The 15,165-nt window shown below is 36.7% G+C and carries 13 protein-coding genes; 9 read left to right on the forward strand and 4 right to left on the reverse strand.

The features are described from left to right. Window positions 1-319: 319 nt before the first annotated feature. From NIT04_RS06415 to NIT04_RS06430, 4 genes are all read left to right on the forward strand, one after another. On the forward strand, window positions 320-547 hold the full coding sequence (locus NIT04_RS06415) for a hypothetical protein (RefSeq protein ID WP_252502756.1): 228 nt from the start codon (window positions 320-322) through the stop codon (window positions 545-547). Window positions 548-564: 17 nt separating this feature from the next. Beyond that, a complete protein-coding gene (locus NIT04_RS06420; RefSeq protein ID WP_252502757.1) occupies window positions 565-2,919 on the forward strand; it encodes a hypothetical protein in 2,355 nt (784 codons plus the stop codon). Continuing rightward, entirely contained in the window at window positions 2,912-3,709 is a 798-nt protein-coding gene (locus NIT04_RS06425; protein WP_252502758.1) for a hypothetical protein, read from the forward strand. Before NIT04_RS06420 ends, NIT04_RS06425 begins: the two co-directional genes overlap by 8 nt. Before the next feature lie 309 nt (window positions 3,710-4,018). After that, window positions 4,019-4,813 (forward strand): hypothetical protein, encoded by a 795-nt coding sequence (locus NIT04_RS06430; protein ID WP_252502759.1) that lies wholly within the window; start codon window positions 4,019-4,021, stop codon window positions 4,811-4,813. A gap of 198 nt (window positions 4,814-5,011) precedes the next feature. Here NIT04_RS06430 and NIT04_RS06435 read toward each other — a convergent pair whose 3' ends face one another. Next, window positions 5,012-5,623, reverse strand: coding sequence for a recombinase family protein (locus NIT04_RS06435; protein ID WP_252502760.1), 612 nt, complete (start codon window positions 5,621-5,623; stop codon window positions 5,012-5,014). Between the two features lie 676 nt (window positions 5,624-6,299). Here NIT04_RS06435 and NIT04_RS06440 point away from each other — a divergent pair. The 3 genes from NIT04_RS06440 (at window position 6,300) to NIT04_RS06450 (ending at window position 8,812) form a co-directional block, all read left to right on the forward strand. Continuing rightward, complete coding sequence (locus tag NIT04_RS06440) at window positions 6,300-6,521, forward strand: hypothetical protein (protein ID WP_252502761.1); 222 nt, start codon at window positions 6,300-6,302, stop codon at window positions 6,519-6,521. Window positions 6,522-6,843: 322 nt separating this feature from the next. Beyond that, window positions 6,844-7,356: an RNA polymerase sigma factor gene (locus tag NIT04_RS06445; RefSeq protein WP_252502762.1), complete on the forward strand. Its 513-nt coding sequence runs from the start codon at window positions 6,844-6,846 to the stop codon at window positions 7,354-7,356. A 1-nt stretch (window position 7,357) separates the two neighbouring features. Next, window positions 7,358-8,812 carry a hypothetical protein gene (locus NIT04_RS06450; RefSeq protein WP_252502763.1) on the forward strand — a complete coding sequence of 485 codons (1,455 nt, stop codon included), beginning with the start codon at window positions 7,358-7,360 and terminating at the stop codon, window positions 8,810-8,812. 370 nt (window positions 8,813-9,182) lie between these two features. Here the strand turns inward: NIT04_RS06450 and NIT04_RS06455 are convergent, their stop codons facing one another. Next, window positions 9,183-10,400 carry an MFS transporter gene (locus NIT04_RS06455; protein WP_252502764.1) on the reverse strand — a complete coding sequence of 406 codons (1,218 nt, stop codon included), beginning with the start codon at window positions 10,398-10,400 and terminating at the stop codon, window positions 9,183-9,185. Continuing rightward, window positions 10,397-11,440 (reverse strand): helix-turn-helix transcriptional regulator, encoded by a 1,044-nt coding sequence (locus tag NIT04_RS06460; RefSeq protein ID WP_251700440.1) that lies wholly within the window; start codon window positions 11,438-11,440, stop codon window positions 10,397-10,399. The genes NIT04_RS06455 and NIT04_RS06460 overlap by 4 nt, the downstream gene beginning before the upstream one ends. Before the next feature lie 566 nt (window positions 11,441-12,006). Between NIT04_RS06460 and NIT04_RS06465 the strand changes: the two genes are divergently transcribed. Next, window positions 12,007-12,558, forward strand: coding sequence for a hypothetical protein (locus tag NIT04_RS06465; RefSeq protein ID WP_251700441.1), 552 nt, complete (start codon window positions 12,007-12,009; stop codon window positions 12,556-12,558). A gap of 487 nt (window positions 12,559-13,045) precedes the next feature. On the opposite strand, the gene resA is transcribed toward NIT04_RS06465, so the two are convergent. Beyond that, window positions 13,046-13,582 (reverse strand): thiol-disulfide oxidoreductase ResA, encoded by a 537-nt coding sequence (gene resA / locus NIT04_RS06470; RefSeq protein WP_251700442.1) that lies wholly within the window; start codon window positions 13,580-13,582, stop codon window positions 13,046-13,048. A gap of 209 nt (window positions 13,583-13,791) precedes the next feature. Between resA and NIT04_RS06475 the strand changes: the two genes are divergently transcribed. Beyond that, window positions 13,792-15,153 (forward strand): cell wall metabolism sensor histidine kinase WalK, encoded by a 1,362-nt coding sequence (locus NIT04_RS06475; RefSeq protein ID WP_251700443.1) that lies wholly within the window; start codon window positions 13,792-13,794, stop codon window positions 15,151-15,153. Window positions 15,154-15,165 lie beyond the last annotated feature (12 nt).

Below are 15,165 nucleotides of genomic sequence, written 5' to 3' on the forward strand. Positions count from 1 at the left end.
AAATGGTGAAAATCCCTACGCGAATTTGAAAGAAGTCGTTTATACGTGCAACTTTCGTGTTAGTTACTCGCTGTAATCTGTACCATAAAATTGATGCTCAAAAGAGGTTAGCGAAAAAATTCTGCCATTCTTTATATTGAAACATACCATAGGAGTCTTCCATGAAACCACTTGTTAAATATTCATAAGTAAAACATATACAATATACGCATGTAATTAACTATATTTCAATTATATTTAAATATATTTGAAATGTAGTATTGACAGAACAGTGTGTATATAGTAATTTATAATAAAAGATGAGCTTAGAGGTGTAAAAATGAGTAATAAGAAAATGGAGAAGTTTGAAGAGCTTGCACAAAAAAGAGTTAGCGATACATTGAAGAAGTTGCAACTAATTGGAAATTTAGCTAACAAAAACAACTATGATTATACTGATGGTCATGTCAAACAGATTATAGAGACATTAGAAAATGAAATAAAAGTACTCAAGAACAAATTCGTGGAAGAGAGTAAAGAACGGAGTACAGAATTTAAATTCAAATAATCTAGGGGGTATATCTTATGTCTTCATCAGCATTAGCATCATCATCAGTACCAACGAACTGGAAATCAAATATTAATCAGGTTGTTAAAGGCTATGAATCTGAACCAGCAAAAGGCCTTGTTCACGGTCTTCAGAAAGATTTTATTCAAAATTCTTGGGGGCAACGTGTTGATTTAGAAATGGGTAAAAACTGGAGGATGGACTTTACTCTCGTTAAAAATGATCATGGTAAATTTTTATTAGTACATGACTATGGAACAAATGGAATGACAGGTCCAAACCTATCTATGACCGAGATTAGCAGATTAGCAACTGATCTTCCCCCGGATTACCGATTGGCTCGCTTCTCAGCAATGAATTATTCGGGTGGCAATGAAGGAGCTGGACTGTACGGAAGAGGTAAGTTATTATTTTCTGCTGCTTCAGAAATTGGTTATTATATTTATGAGACATTAACTCAAGAAGAGGGATATAGGGTTAATTATAAGAAACTGGAAGGGAATGATTTAAGGGTAGGAGAATCAGCTCTACAAGGTGAGGATGCTATAAATTATTTGACAGAAACTACGGGTTTAATGCCTATTTCTTCACAAGGAAGTAGAATTATTGTAATAAGTCCGATCGATGCCCTTGTAACTGCTATTGATGATGGGATTTTTATCAAGGATATCGAAGAAACTTGGTGGCGCATTATTAAAAAGTTTAATGCCAAAATCAAGGTTCAAAAGTATGACGGTACCTGCGAATTCGCTAAAATACCAGTTGAATACCAAGAGAACTTGAATGAATTTCGTCGGAATTTCAAAATTCAAATACCCGGGTATTCTAAAGTTACCGAAATAGGTTTGGGTATTAGTAATAATGACATTCGTGAAGATCTTCGAAATGTATATCTTTATAGGAAAAATATGAAGTTAGCTGAAATACCATTAAGTATACCGGAAGAATTGCAAAATCGTTACTTCGGATATGTAGAAGTAGATGAGGATTTTGAAGATGAAATTATTAATATCGAGGACTTGGAGCATTATGGTTTTACAAGTAAAAAGTCAAAGGTTTTCCAACAATTAAAGTTAACGGTAAGCAATGAGCATGACACTTGGATGGAAGAATTGGGTTATGTTAATAGAAGAATTGCTCAAGATGAGAACTTACAGAATGAACTATTAGAAGTATCAACCGAATTAGATGAATTCCTAACCGCTATGGACTTTGGTGGGGATATTGATTCTGGCAATCAAATGCCAAAATGCCAATTAAAATGGGAGGGAATAAAGTTCCCTGAAAACAAAGGTAATAGACTTACATTTGGCGATATTATCAGTGATATTAGGTTTAGTATTAAAAACAATTATACTGTACCTAAAGATTTCAAAGTACGTTTAGCTATAAAGTGTGAAAATAGTACATTAATTGATTTGAGTGATACAACCGTTCGAATTGGTGCAGGTGAGAAATTAACTTATGGCCCTTTCGAATTTGAAGTAAACGAAGCTCTAAAACGATTTAAAAAACATAGTATTGTTTTAGAGGTATTTCCTGTTCGATCAACTAAAGTAGAGAAAATAGAGGCTTTGTTTTATTACGATGTAGAGCAAATTGTTAAAGAGCAACGTCAGTTTGCATTAAAATTAATTTCAATTGAATTACCTAATGAAAACAGTAGACGAGTGGACACAGGGCAAAGAATAACTAATATTGCTTACAAAATAATTAATAATTCTGCCCACCACGCTACCCTTGCCTTAAATATCACTACCTATATGGGGGATCGAGAAAATGATTCACTCGAAAACACATTTTTACGTAGAGATATTGAAGTAGAAGCTCATAAAGAAGTAATTGTTCATTGTACTGATATTGAATTTTCAAAAGAAGCATACGAAGACAGGATTTTAAAAGGTCCTATTGAAATTCGTACAACTTTAAGTGCAGCAAATGATTTCAGTATATATGAAATGGGTGATATTATTTGCAAAAACCCCCCATTAGTCGTATATCTAAATCAAGAAGGTGGATTTATTAGTCAAACATTTAATGATGTACAAATGATAGAAGGTGATGAATATAGGTCATATGCCAATGGAAAAAAAGGCGATTGGACCTTTTCTCTTTATAAAGACCATCCATCTTACATGAGGATCATGGAAGATGATGATTTACGCAAAGAATACTTAATTGAAGAAATGCTGAAACAGACAATGAGGGTACATTTGTCAGATGGTAATTATTCAATTTTAGCGATGTTTAGCGAAGACTTATCGGATATCGAAGATTTATCATACGCAGAGTTACTTCACTATTCTTATTCAGTCATAGATAAAATTCAATTAAAGCGACAACAAAACCAGGGGGCACTAACCCATGGCTAATCTAATAAAGAATATGAACGGTAAGAAAGCATATGTAGGTATTCTCAGCCCTGAGGAGATAGAGGCAGCTGAACAATTGATGGAATCCTTACTACATGCAATTCCAGAATTGGAAGAGGACCTCGGTAAAAAATTTGGCGAATCAATAAAAAGAAATAGATTAGAATACGCACATGAATACGGAACCAGGTTGCGTGAATTACTTAATCAATTTGAAGTGAAAGAATATCAAAGAAAAATCTTCTTTGAACAAATTCGTAATTTCGCTTCTCAAGACGTAGATTTACCAAGAGATCGCTCCGAGGAAAGACATGTTTTAAATTATTACTACAAAATCGCCAAATTTCCTCTAGAAGAAGCAAGGTTAATAAATTGGTCTGAATGGTCCCAATTATACGACATTCCTGCAATCTCTAAAGAAGATCGCATTATAGATTGGTTGATTTTTAAATCTAAAGAGACAAAAATCCAGCGAGAATTATTTAGGGAAATAATGACAGGAATAAGATTGTTCAGTAAAGATAAAGATCTATCTGTTTTTAATGAAGAACAACTCTTTAAAAAACTTGATCAGGTCTATTTAATCTCAGCCAACAAGTTGAGTTTGTATGAGAAGTATTTTACAAGTAGAGAGCTAGTGCCAACAAAAGCTAGACTAACTCAGAAGCAGAAATATAGACAAAAATACTTTGTTGAGGTACTAAAAACATTGAAATTAAAGAAAGACCAACCGCTCACAAAAATTTGCGAAGAAGTATTTATAACCGTTTATAATGCTTCAAAGTTATAAGCACTTAACACTTTTTGATAATTTGGGGTTGTGGAAAAATGCTGAAAATTTGTTTCGCTATAAGTGGGAAGAATTTGGTTGTATTTGTAATCAAATGATGAAGAATATTGCAATTGTAAATATGCAATGTTGCAGATTTACATGGAGCCTCTGCGGGCATTAGTACCAAGGCAAGAAGCCAGCTATATCAGGGCTGGCTTTGCCCGTAAAGGCTATCATGCTCACCACTTCATGTAAAGTTGCAACGTCATGTTTGGCTGTAAGACAAAAAACATTTGGCAAAATACACAATTTGTAGGAGCGTGTAAAGTGGAGTTTGAAGAAAAAGCAGGTATTAAAAGACTTTCACATATAGATAATAAAGAGGAATTATCCATCAATGTAGACTACAGTTTCCCGAAACTTTATAGACAATACGCCAGATGGAATATTAAAAAAATAACTAAAAGGGATAAAAAGCATCTCAACTCATTTGGTCCTGTACAGATCCCATCTAGACAAAAAGGGTTATACGTAATTTATGATAGGGACGGCGAGGTACTTTACGTTGGAATTAATAACGATAATAGTGAGAATAGCAGTCTATATACTCGATTAAATTCTCAGTTGGAAAACTCCCGTTTTAAAGACTATATTTACAGAATTGATACATACTTATTTAATGACCCTGAAGAAAGGGATACATATGAGTTTTTGCTAATTAACACACTTTTCCCTGTCTTCAATAAGGATAAGACGCTTTACAAAAGTAAAAAGAAAGAGGAAGAGTACAAAAAAAAGCCGTGTTTCTATAATGAAGCTCTGCTTACAAGTATAGAGAGAACAGCTTTTTTCGAAAATATTGCACCTGCCTATATCTTATTGCAGACTTATTGGGATCAGTTAAATGAAACGTCTCCGAATAATCACTGGGATTGGATTAATAGGGAAAGCAATAATTGGGTAACTCTTATAGCGAATCGAAATGATATTTCTGAACGTCAAGTTTTTGAAGATGCTTATCAATATATTAGATTAGTAGATGAGGTAGGTGAGGAAGATATTACTAGCGAAGAATTAGAAAACAATATCTTTACATCCTGGAATTTAAAATGGTTGTATTAGAAACCATCATTTCAATTGAGTCTCATTATTCTGAAGTCACACTAGTGAAGATAAGTTGATCTTTAAGGCACCCGTATTGCAATGCGGGTGCCTATAAAAAATCCTTAAAAAGTGCCTCACAGTGGTCCGCATTTTTTAAGGATGGGGTGTGGATTTTCTATAGTATGGTATATATTAATTTCATTTAAAAGAACTACTTTATATATTACCAAACACTTCATGCTCCTTTACCATTTTATAGAATGACGTTTTCTTCATATCTGCTTCCTCCATTGCTTTAACTGCTGTAATTTCCCCGGCCTTCCACTTCTCATAGGCCTGAATGAATTCTTCTGTTATCTCAATTGATGGTCTCCCGAATTTTACTCCCTTTGCAAGCGCTGAATCAATTCCTTCACGCTGCCGTTTTCGGATGCGTTCCCTTTCATCCTCAGCAATCCAAGATAGAACCTGAAGAATAAGATCGGAAATAAATGTTCCGATACTGTCCTTATGCTTTGTCGTATCTAACAAGGGCATATCTAACACTACGATATCAGCACCGATTTCCTTAGTCAGCTCTTTCCACTCATTTAAAATGTATTCCTTATTCCTGCCAAATCGATCCAGTGAATGAATATAAAGAGTATCACCTTTCCTCATCATTCTCTTCATCAATTGATAATTTACACGATCAAAGTTTTTCCCCGACTGTTTATCTATAAAAATATCCCGATCATCAATACCTAATTCTCTCATCGAATCAATTTGACGAGTTTCGTTTTGATCTTTTGCACTTACCCTAACATAACCGAATTTTCTAGATTCCAATTTTGTTCACTTCCTATTAGAACGTTTGTTTCTTAAAGTGTACAATTCCGTTCGGGAAGTCGCAAATAAACGAGTGAACGTTCGAAAAGTAGTTTTATATATTTACGAACTATTTATTGCAATGTATTTCATATTAAACACAGTGTTCGTTAATGTGTACAATTACGAACTTTACTTGTTTTTAAGCCTGTATTTATTTTTAGCTTTTTTCAAACTCTTGTACACTGAAGGGTGGATCAATGAATACTTTCCTGGAGATTGGTGTTCTCGGGCGTCTGAAGAAGCCATGTCGAACTTGTGTGAAAACACGTGATGATATGTTGTGTAATGTAAATTCTTCGGGGGTGATACAAAATTAGAGGATTTTCACCTTTCTTTGCGAATATTGTCAATGAGGAGGTGTATAAAATGTATCAAATAGTACACAAAGAAACAGTTTAGATGTTGTAATGGAGCTAGTGAATCTGCATGTTCAAAATGAATATAGGCAAGGGAACGCGCTGGATTCAGACGAACTTGAAAAGCTGTTTTTAAAGTATTACAAGTTATACAGCAACCGGAATTCTTATTAATAATTTTTGTTGTATTGGTTGGTAAGCATCTCTCCGGAGGTGCTTTTTCTATTTAAAGGATTTTCACTCTTCTTGGCGAATAGTGTCATGAAGGGGGTGAGAATATGGAACTTTATAAAGAAGCGAGACTAGAAGGTGAATCCGAAGGTTTTGACGGCGAGACCATCTTCGAATTGACTAATGGTCAAAAGTGGAAACAAGTAGAATATTATTATAAATATAAATACAAATATAGACCGACAGTAAAAATATATAAAGATGGTATGAGGTATTATCTTGAATTAGAGGGTATAGGTAGAAAAGTAAGGGTTGAAAGGATAGATTAACAGTTTTAAGCACCCACTGAGGTGCTTTTTCAATGCTTAAAATTCAGGGGGGGAGGATTGTTATGTGAATTGCCGAATTGGGAAAAGGTACAACGAGAAAGTGAAACAACAAAGGTAACCTTCTAAAAACATAATCGGGTCGTATGGGTTGCCATTAGCAACTCTTTTTTCTTGTTGAACTAATGGCTAGGTTGGTTAAGAATGGTTTTAGTAGCAAAATAGTTACCCCCCAACGTTTTAAAGTGCTTATAAAAATAATATTTGAATATTTGAAACAAATCGGAATGAAACACGACTTGTTTAGTAAGGGGTGATGAAAGGGATGAATGGGTTTGATATAGAGGATTTATATAGAGAATTTCATTTAGATATTTACTATTTCTCTTTATACTTTTCCAGTAACAAACAGGATGCAGAAGATATTACACAAGAAACCTTTTTGAAAGCAATTCGAAATAGCCACATGCTGAGGGATCGCACTCGTGCGAAGTATTGGTTACTTTCTATAGCGCGTCACACGGCAATCGATCATTTGCGAAAAAAGAAGCTGAAATCTACATTACCAGCACTACTAGAAAAAATCACAAACGAAAAAAACGAGGATTCCTTGGATGAACATCTACTTATCAAGGAACGATGGCAGGAGATTCAAAGTGCATTACTTACTATAAAACCTCATTATCGGAGTTTGCTTATTTTACGGGGGCTTCAGGAAATGACAATTAAAGAGTCGGCTGAAATATTGAATTGTACAGAGTTAAAGGTGCGAGTAGACTTTTATCGTGCTGTAAAGGTATTGAAAAAGGAACTACATATATTGGAAGGAGTGAAGTAAGGTGAAAAAGACCGAAAATCTAACTCAAGAGGCTAAACAGCTACTTCGACCAATTAAAGATCGGCCGGATTTAGAACCGAGTCAAGAGTTTGTTAACGAATTAAACAATAAACTCAGGATGGATGGTAAAAGGAGAAAAACTAGAGTGAAGTTATTTCCACTGTTAGCAGCTACAGCTATCATTGTTATACTTCCTTTTCTCATTTTAACTTCCCAATCCGAAGAAGAAGAGACACACGCATATGCTATAGAAGAATCCTCTCGCATTGAATTAGTGGACACCATCAAGTACGGGAATGGGGAAGGGGAAATCGGTTCATATGCCCATGGCATGAACCCGGTAAGTAGCTTTGATATGAAGAATGGAAACATATATATCTTAGATGAAATGAAGTCGCAGGTCGTGATTAAGAGTGGTGAAGCTACCAGTTCATTTTCCGTTCAAAACGATCAAAATATTATTGGTGATTTGAATGATATATTGGTAACAAAGGATGAAGAAATATATGTATTAAACTCTGTGGAAAAAGTTGTGCATCAATACCAATCCAATGGAGAGTTAACAAAGACCTATGATTTATCGCAATTAGAATTATTTTTCCCAGACTCATTAGTTGAATTAGAAAACAATGAGATTATCGTAAGTCAAAACCAAGAAAAATTTGTAGACCTAAAAACAGTCATTTTCATAGAGGACGAGGTGCTGCCATTTCAATTTAAACAAGTGAATCGAAAGGAAAGTATACTAGTACTCAGTGATGAAAGTGAACAAACTGAACTACCCTTATTCTCGGATTTCACACTTGCCAACGTGGCTTTAAAAGACGTATTGGACGAACAAATTATTTATATGCAGACGGTTGCTCCACCTGTAATGACTCCCCTTTCAGAAACTCATTTATTTGTGCTTAATAAGAAGGGTGATAAGCTTGGGGGAGTACGCATACCAGATGAAAACTTTATTGAAAAACCTCAAGAGGTAGAGAATTATATTGCAACAGATCAAAATGAAATCTATCTTCTTATTCCTGAAAGCGAGCATGTTGCATTATATAAAGTGACGTTAGGGAAAGAATATGAAAGCTTTATTGAGAAACAGATGGAAGAAGTTAATATTGGGTTTGATACTGAATCGTTTGGGAGGCCTTTTCCAGAATTAGAGGAGGAAATCAGGAAGCTTTTTATAAATGGCGATATTCAATACGGGAATGAAGAATCATTGAATGGTGTCGCAATCGATGAGAATGGAACAGTAGTTATCGATTTTAAAGACTTCTTGGCTGGAAGTCCAGCAAGTGCTGAAGCACAATCATTATCGAAAGCACTTCATTCAGCAACCTTTGAAAAATTTCCGGAAATACAGCAAATCTACTTTCAGTTTGACGGGAGCTTTAGCGCATGGGCTCATTGGTTAGAAAGCACCGAAGAACCTTGGAAAAGACAAGACTCAAATTAACTATAAAATATCTTATCAAAGCTCTTAATATGGCAATCTTGTTCCATTTAAGTTCATCATCCTTATTTGGGTGCATTTATGTAACCAAACATATGCACCCATAATGTAAGGGATTATCCTTTACTTCGACTGCCAATCCACAAGTGAACTTCACCTAATTACTCACCTAATGGAGGAAAATAATAAGAAAAGATTGATAGTAAAGCTTGTTATGGAGTATCTCTCATTGCTCTTGGTAATCCGGCTTATTTGTAAAGTGAAAATCCCGAACAGTAACTTGATCTGTGATTGAGCTACTGTTCGGGATTTTTATATTTTTTTTTAGTTACAACACTTACTTTCTTATGAACAGGATGATGATCCATATGCTCTAATATTTATCGTTTATCCGAGACCAACGCTTTCTTGGTTGGAGGGAATCGATTAAGTAATACACCCCAGGTAAGATAATGATGGAACCGATTCCGAAATAAACATGACGAATATTTAATGTTAAGAAAGGCAAGGAGGCGAACAGAATTCCTAATGGCATGGAGACACGCATGAACAACAAACGGACTGCACTTAACTGTGCCAGTCGATCCCTTGGAGCTTCACGCTGGAAAATGGCTGCACTTTGGGCGTTGAAAAGAGGGAACAGGATACCACCCATCAGTTCACATAACCACGCAAAAGGGACTGAGTGGACAAAGTACAGCAGCACAAAGGAAAAGCCACCCCCAATCAAACCAAAGTACATCGTTCGGGGGCTTTTCGGTAGCTTGGTCAGAAGAAGCATTCCCATCACATAACCGATAGGAAAGGCCCCCTTAAATATGCCATACTCCCACGTCTCTCCTCCCAATTCTCCCTGAATGAAGGGAATACTCAAGACCAGCGTTGCCCCTACCGCAAATTGGACGGTAGAAGATAGGATTGTTAACTGCAGGAGTTGAGGATAACTAAAGAAATTCCTGTATCCCTCTTTCATTTCGGACCACCAGAACTTTTTTGTCCAAGTTGCCACCATTTGTGTGCTGATTTGCGGAATTCGGGACAGTGCCAGGAAACTGATGAAGAACAGGATTGCCGAAATGCCATAGATCCAATGCATCGGTAGTTGCAACAACAAGAGCGAAGTGACACCTGGAGCAAGAAAACTCATTAGCCGAAGGGTTCCGTCCAACAATCCGTTGGCATCGGCCAATTCATCCTCCGTACAGACTTCTGGAAGTAAGGCAAACGAAAGGCTGGCGAAAATTGGCTGAAGAAGCCCTAAGATGCATTGCAGAATAACCAAGCCAATGATGGAACCTTTCTCCGTTCCAATCCCTAAACCAGCTAATGGTAGTAGGTAGGCACCGGCTCGGATCAGTTGGATATTTTTGAGCACTTTTTCTTTTATGACATGATTAAGTAAGGGCGAACTGATACCTTGTAGCACCAATGAAGGAATAAAATAGACGAGCCAAAGGATGCCCATCCACTCCCGTGAACCTGTCAATTCATATAACAGCAACCCATTGATAATAGCTCCAGCAACACCACCGAATTCGGAAACAATCTCACCTATCCATAAGGATCTGAAGGACTTGGAATACTTCTTCATAATCCGGTTCCGAGGTATCGTGTCAATTGTCTGGTGAAATCTTCAAGCTTTCCAGAGTTGATGGAATAGACCCCTTTCTCCACGCGAATGAATTTGGCGGCTTTCAATAATGCCAGTTGATGGTGTAGCGTTGTTTTTGATATGTTGAATTGTCCACTCAACTCTTGCAAGGACAAAGGACTTTTCTGAAGTTGAAACAGCAGTTTTAGTCGTAGTTCGTCCCCTAATGCCTTATGGCCACGAATCAGTTCATTTGAAGGAACTCCAGGTTCTAGCAGATACTCTTCTTTGACAGGATAAAAGAAGAGCTTGGTATCAGAAGTACGAATTGTAAGCACCCAAGGACGATAGGAAACCTGCGGGATAAGTTTGACCGACCAAATGGATGGCTCAGGTAGGTATTCGACACCACCCGACACACGTTCGATTTCAGCTACCGGATTATTCATATCCAATTGACGATACTGTTTCTCTTCAAAAGCAAGTGCCTGTAGCCATTTCTCCCATTCCACTTTTTTCCGCATCCAACTTTCCCACTCTATTATTACACTAGTGATCAAGTCACATAACTCAGATTGGGATAAATGGTGAAGCTGTCGAATATATCCGCCTAAATAGTCATGTCCATCAAAGAGACTAGCGTATTCTTCCCATACTGGTGTTTGTTCTGGCTTGCAGGCTGCTTCTATTCTTAGTGGCTCAGACTGTCGATCATGGTAAGGAAGGAGCCATTCATAAAAAGAATCCGTTGAAGCCGTGGTAAGCAAATTCGAATATTCTTGAACGGAAACGGCAGCAAATTGATTTTGCAGCAGAATCATACCATACCAAAGATTAGTTTCTTCAATGATTTTTAAAAGCTTGACTAGTGAAGAGGGCATCACGTTTTCGTCGGCCTTCCATTCTTCATCCATCTCAAACGTGTGCCGCAGCTGCTCATGTGTATAGCCTGCAATCCCTAAAATCAATTCCCAGACTGGCGACTGTTCCACTTTCAGAGTTATGGTTTCTACAGGGGGTGCTGAATTAATTATTTTCAAAGGGGTTCCTCCTAGAGTTCCTATTTTAAGTTATTCTATATTAATAGAAATAACAATTCAATAAATATCGAATTTTTTCTGTTAAGAAGTAAAGAAGGCATCTGAGGGGAAATATCGGTACGAGGTTGCCACGAAATCATCCAACGGCTCAACAATGAGGATGCTTATTATAAACTAATAATTTTTCGCTAAATTCTGTAGCCAACTATATGCATGTACCGGATTGCTTCGTTAGTACGCCCGGCATGGATGTAGTCTATGGGGTGCGTCCCGAACACTTCGACCATGGTTCAGCAATTCATTCGATTAGATAAATACAAAATCAAAGACAGGATGGAAAAATATTCCGTGATTTACGCATATACGAAGTTTGCATATACGAGGGTGGAGAAATAAAGAGGGGATGCGTTACGGCCCATAGAGTATAATAGCCCCGATTGAGCGCGTCACCGCGTGCGGAAACACGCAATGATGTCGTCTTGTGTTATATACGTTCTTCGGGCGTGATACATAAAGAGGAATTTACACCTTTCTTGGCGAATAGTGTCACAAAGGGGGATGATGTCATGAAAGATGAGCAATTCGCTATAGAAGTCATACTTAAGTTTTTGCGTGATGAAAACCGAAGAACGTTATTGGTAAAAGGGTATGATAATGATGCAAAGTTAAGAGTTGTCCTTTCTTGTTTGAACAAAGTATTTGATAAAGGCATAATACGAACAAGTTCTATGGGGGATATCTCTGATTTCATCAATGTAGCTTTCAATAAAAAACTATTACCGTATAAGGTAAAGTCAACCACGAATTATAAAATAGGAAGAATGACAATTAATTTTAGTGGTTACGCAAATCATACAAAATCCAATCCTAGAGGTAATGAAGGAACTTTCACTTTGTATTATCCAATTCAAACAGTACTGGATGATCGTGGTAGATATGCAAAGCTATTGAATGAATTGGATGAAACTGACTCAGGAAAAATAATACTTGTTACTACAAACGAATGGAGTATAAAAGAATGGGATATCGAGAGTCACATGGATGAAGTGTTCTTTTATAGTGTGGAAAACGATAACCCGGAGATCATGAAAAACTTAAGGAGAAATGGAGCGATATAATAATTGCTAAGCACTGTCTATTGGGATGGGTGCTTTTTCTATGCCTAAAGTCAAAGGTGGCGGCGGTGATGTGAAGTGCCAAATTGTGATGAGATTTAGAGCGATTGGGAAACAACCGAGATAACCTTTAAATTGCTTGCTGAAAAGCACTGCGTCAAAGAAGGAACATTGATGAGTCGTCGTATTCCTGAGAAGTGTTCGACGAATGCAGCCGATGCAACTACAGTGTGCAGTTTTGAAGAAATATAAGTGGAGAGGGCTTATGCCTTCTTCACTTCATTTACTACTTCTTATTTTTCGGTTTTTCGAGCAAACTATTAACTTTCATCTTTCATTATCTCAGGGTTATTTTCCAAAGTTTCAATCACAAAATCAGTTTCTGATTTACTTATACAAACGATATCGCCCTTAGAAAGTTTTACAGACATCCTAACGCTATCAGACGTTTTATGTACAAATTAGGACTTGTCTTTAGAATATGGTTTAGTCAACCTGGCTTGATCTCTTCCATATATCCTTTAATATCACTTTCTGACATTTCCCCTGTAATAATTCTAACAATCTTACCTTCCGGATTGATAAGCAAAGTAGTAGGTAACGGTTTAACATTATATGCTTGCATAACGCTTTTCGTCTTATCGATTAAAGTAGGGAAGGTCATCCCATATTGTTCAGCAAATGTACGAACTTTAAAATCCGATTCAGCGATATTGACTGCTAATATTTGTACTCCTTGGTCTTTATACACTTCATATTGTCGACCCATAGCAGGCATTTCCTTTTTACATGGAGCACACCAAGTTCCCCAAAAGTTTAAAAAGACCCCTTGGCCTCTATACTCAGATAGCTTATGTTCAATTCCATCTAAATCAACAAGCGCAAAGTCCGGGGCATAATCCCCTACCTTTAACACATCAAATTTCTCTTTTGCGAAATTTGAGTAGATAGTAAAGACAATGGCTGCGGCCAGAAGTGTCAATGTAATTACCCTGAAAATAAAACGATTCCTTTTTTTGTTACTCAATGATGAATGCTCCTTTCAATGTCTACAAAATAGGGATTGTTTGCTGGAATTTCTATACGATGACTACTATACTAAAGAACTTTGAAGAAAGTGTGCAGACACAAAGAAGTCATGAATTCGCACAAACTCATTAATTCTACCTTCTTCTGCATATCTTTTTCACAATTGTTTTCTATACTAATTTCATGAGGAGAGGAGAATTAACAAGGATGAATAAGATATCCAAAAAACTTGCCGCTTATTTCATTATTTCTTTCCTTGTCCTTGAATCGGTGCTAATGATGTATTTGCACCAAAATATCGTTCATACAAGAGTGGATGAAGAATATTCACGCCTGTTGGCAAGTGGTTCGAACCACCGAAATGTCTTAATCGACTATTATTCGGATGAGACGATCACGCATATCGTATTGATGGAAATAGAAGGGGATAGAGGAGTTGTCATAACCGGAAAGAGCGGTGAAATAATCCGAAGTTCGGATACAAAATTGGAAAATCTCCTGCCTTCATTATCATTTTTACAAGACTCCGCGAACCAGAATGATCGAATCATTAAACAGGATTGGAAAGACTCACCTTATATCATTAGCGCTCATCCATATAAGATTAATGAGAATAACTCGGGATATGTTTTCATGTTTCAAAGTAGCGAACCAATCGAACGGTTAGTGCAGAAATTGAATTTCCATTTCGGTTTGGCAGGGGGAGCAATTATCGTCATCCTGTTTGTCATATACACGATTTTATCCAAATTTCTTACTCGGCCTTTGATTCGTATGAAAGAAGCAACCGAGAAATTAAGCGAAGGGAAATTCGATGTAAGCCTTCCTGTAGGAGGCAATGACGAGCTTGGTGAATTATCGATTGCGATTCGGAAACTGGCCAACGATTTGGAGAAAATGAAAAAGGAACGAAATGAATTTCTTGCATCCATTTCACACGAACTAAGTACTCCGTTAACCTATTTGATTGGCTATTTGAAAGTTGCTATGCGACATGATTTGACCGAAGAGGAAAGAAATAGCTATCTATTGATTATTGCTGAAGAATCCAATCGCATGAAGGATCTTGTGAAAAACTTAATGGATTTGGCGAAAATGGATGAAAGGGCATTCGTTGTATCTAAGGAGAATTTTTCATCCAAAAAGTTTGCAAAAGATATCTACCGACTAGTCGAACCTTCATTTGCCCTAAAGAAAGTAAATCTGAATTTGATATGCAAGGCTGATTTTTCGATTCATGCAGATCCTGTGCGACTTGAACAGGTTGTACTGAATCTATTAGATAATGCATTAAAATATTCAAATGAAAACACAACTGTGAGATTTGAAATTTCCAAAGAACAAAATCAAACTGTCATTTCAATTGCAGATGAAGGAATTGGAATACCGGAAGAACAAATCGATTTGATTTTTGAAAAGCTTTTTAGAGTTGAAAAATCCCGCTCTAGAACGTTTGGTGGATCTGGCCTTGGACTTGCCATTGTAAAAGAATTGGTAGAAGCTCATGGGGGATCGATAGAGGTGAAAAGTGAGTTTGGAAAAGGGAGTAGATTTACATTAAAGATTTAAGCCGGTAAGGAG

The organism is Sporosarcina sp. Marseille-Q4943 (genome assembly GCF_943736995.1).
Classification (GTDB): domain Bacteria; phylum Bacillota; class Bacilli; order Bacillales_A; family Planococcaceae; genus Sporosarcina.

Bases quoted from the DNA above. Each gene is read 5' to 3' on its own strand.
- NIT04_RS06465 (WP_251700441.1), top strand. From the start codon at position 12,007: ATGAAAGATGAGCAATTCGCTATAGAAGTCATACTTAAGTTTTTGCGT.
- NIT04_RS06475 (WP_251700443.1), top strand. From the start codon at position 13,792: ATGAATAAGATATCCAAAAAACTTGCCGCTTATTTCATTATTTCTTTC.
- NIT04_RS06440 (WP_252502761.1), top strand. From the start codon at position 6,300: ATGGAACTTTATAAAGAAGCGAGACTAGAAGGTGAATCCGAAGGTTTT.
- NIT04_RS06455 (WP_252502764.1), bottom strand. From the start codon at position 10,400: ATGAAGAAGTATTCCAAGTCCTTCAGATCCTTATGGATAGGTGAGATT.
- NIT04_RS06415 (WP_252502756.1), top strand. From the start codon at position 320: ATGAGTAATAAGAAAATGGAGAAGTTTGAAGAGCTTGCACAAAAAAGA.
- NIT04_RS06445 (WP_252502762.1), top strand. From the start codon at position 6,844: ATGAATGGGTTTGATATAGAGGATTTATATAGAGAATTTCATTTAGAT.
- NIT04_RS06425 (WP_252502758.1), top strand. From the start codon at position 2,912: ATGGCTAATCTAATAAAGAATATGAACGGTAAGAAAGCATATGTAGGT.
- NIT04_RS06420 (WP_252502757.1), top strand. From the start codon at position 565: ATGTCTTCATCAGCATTAGCATCATCATCAGTACCAACGAACTGGAAA.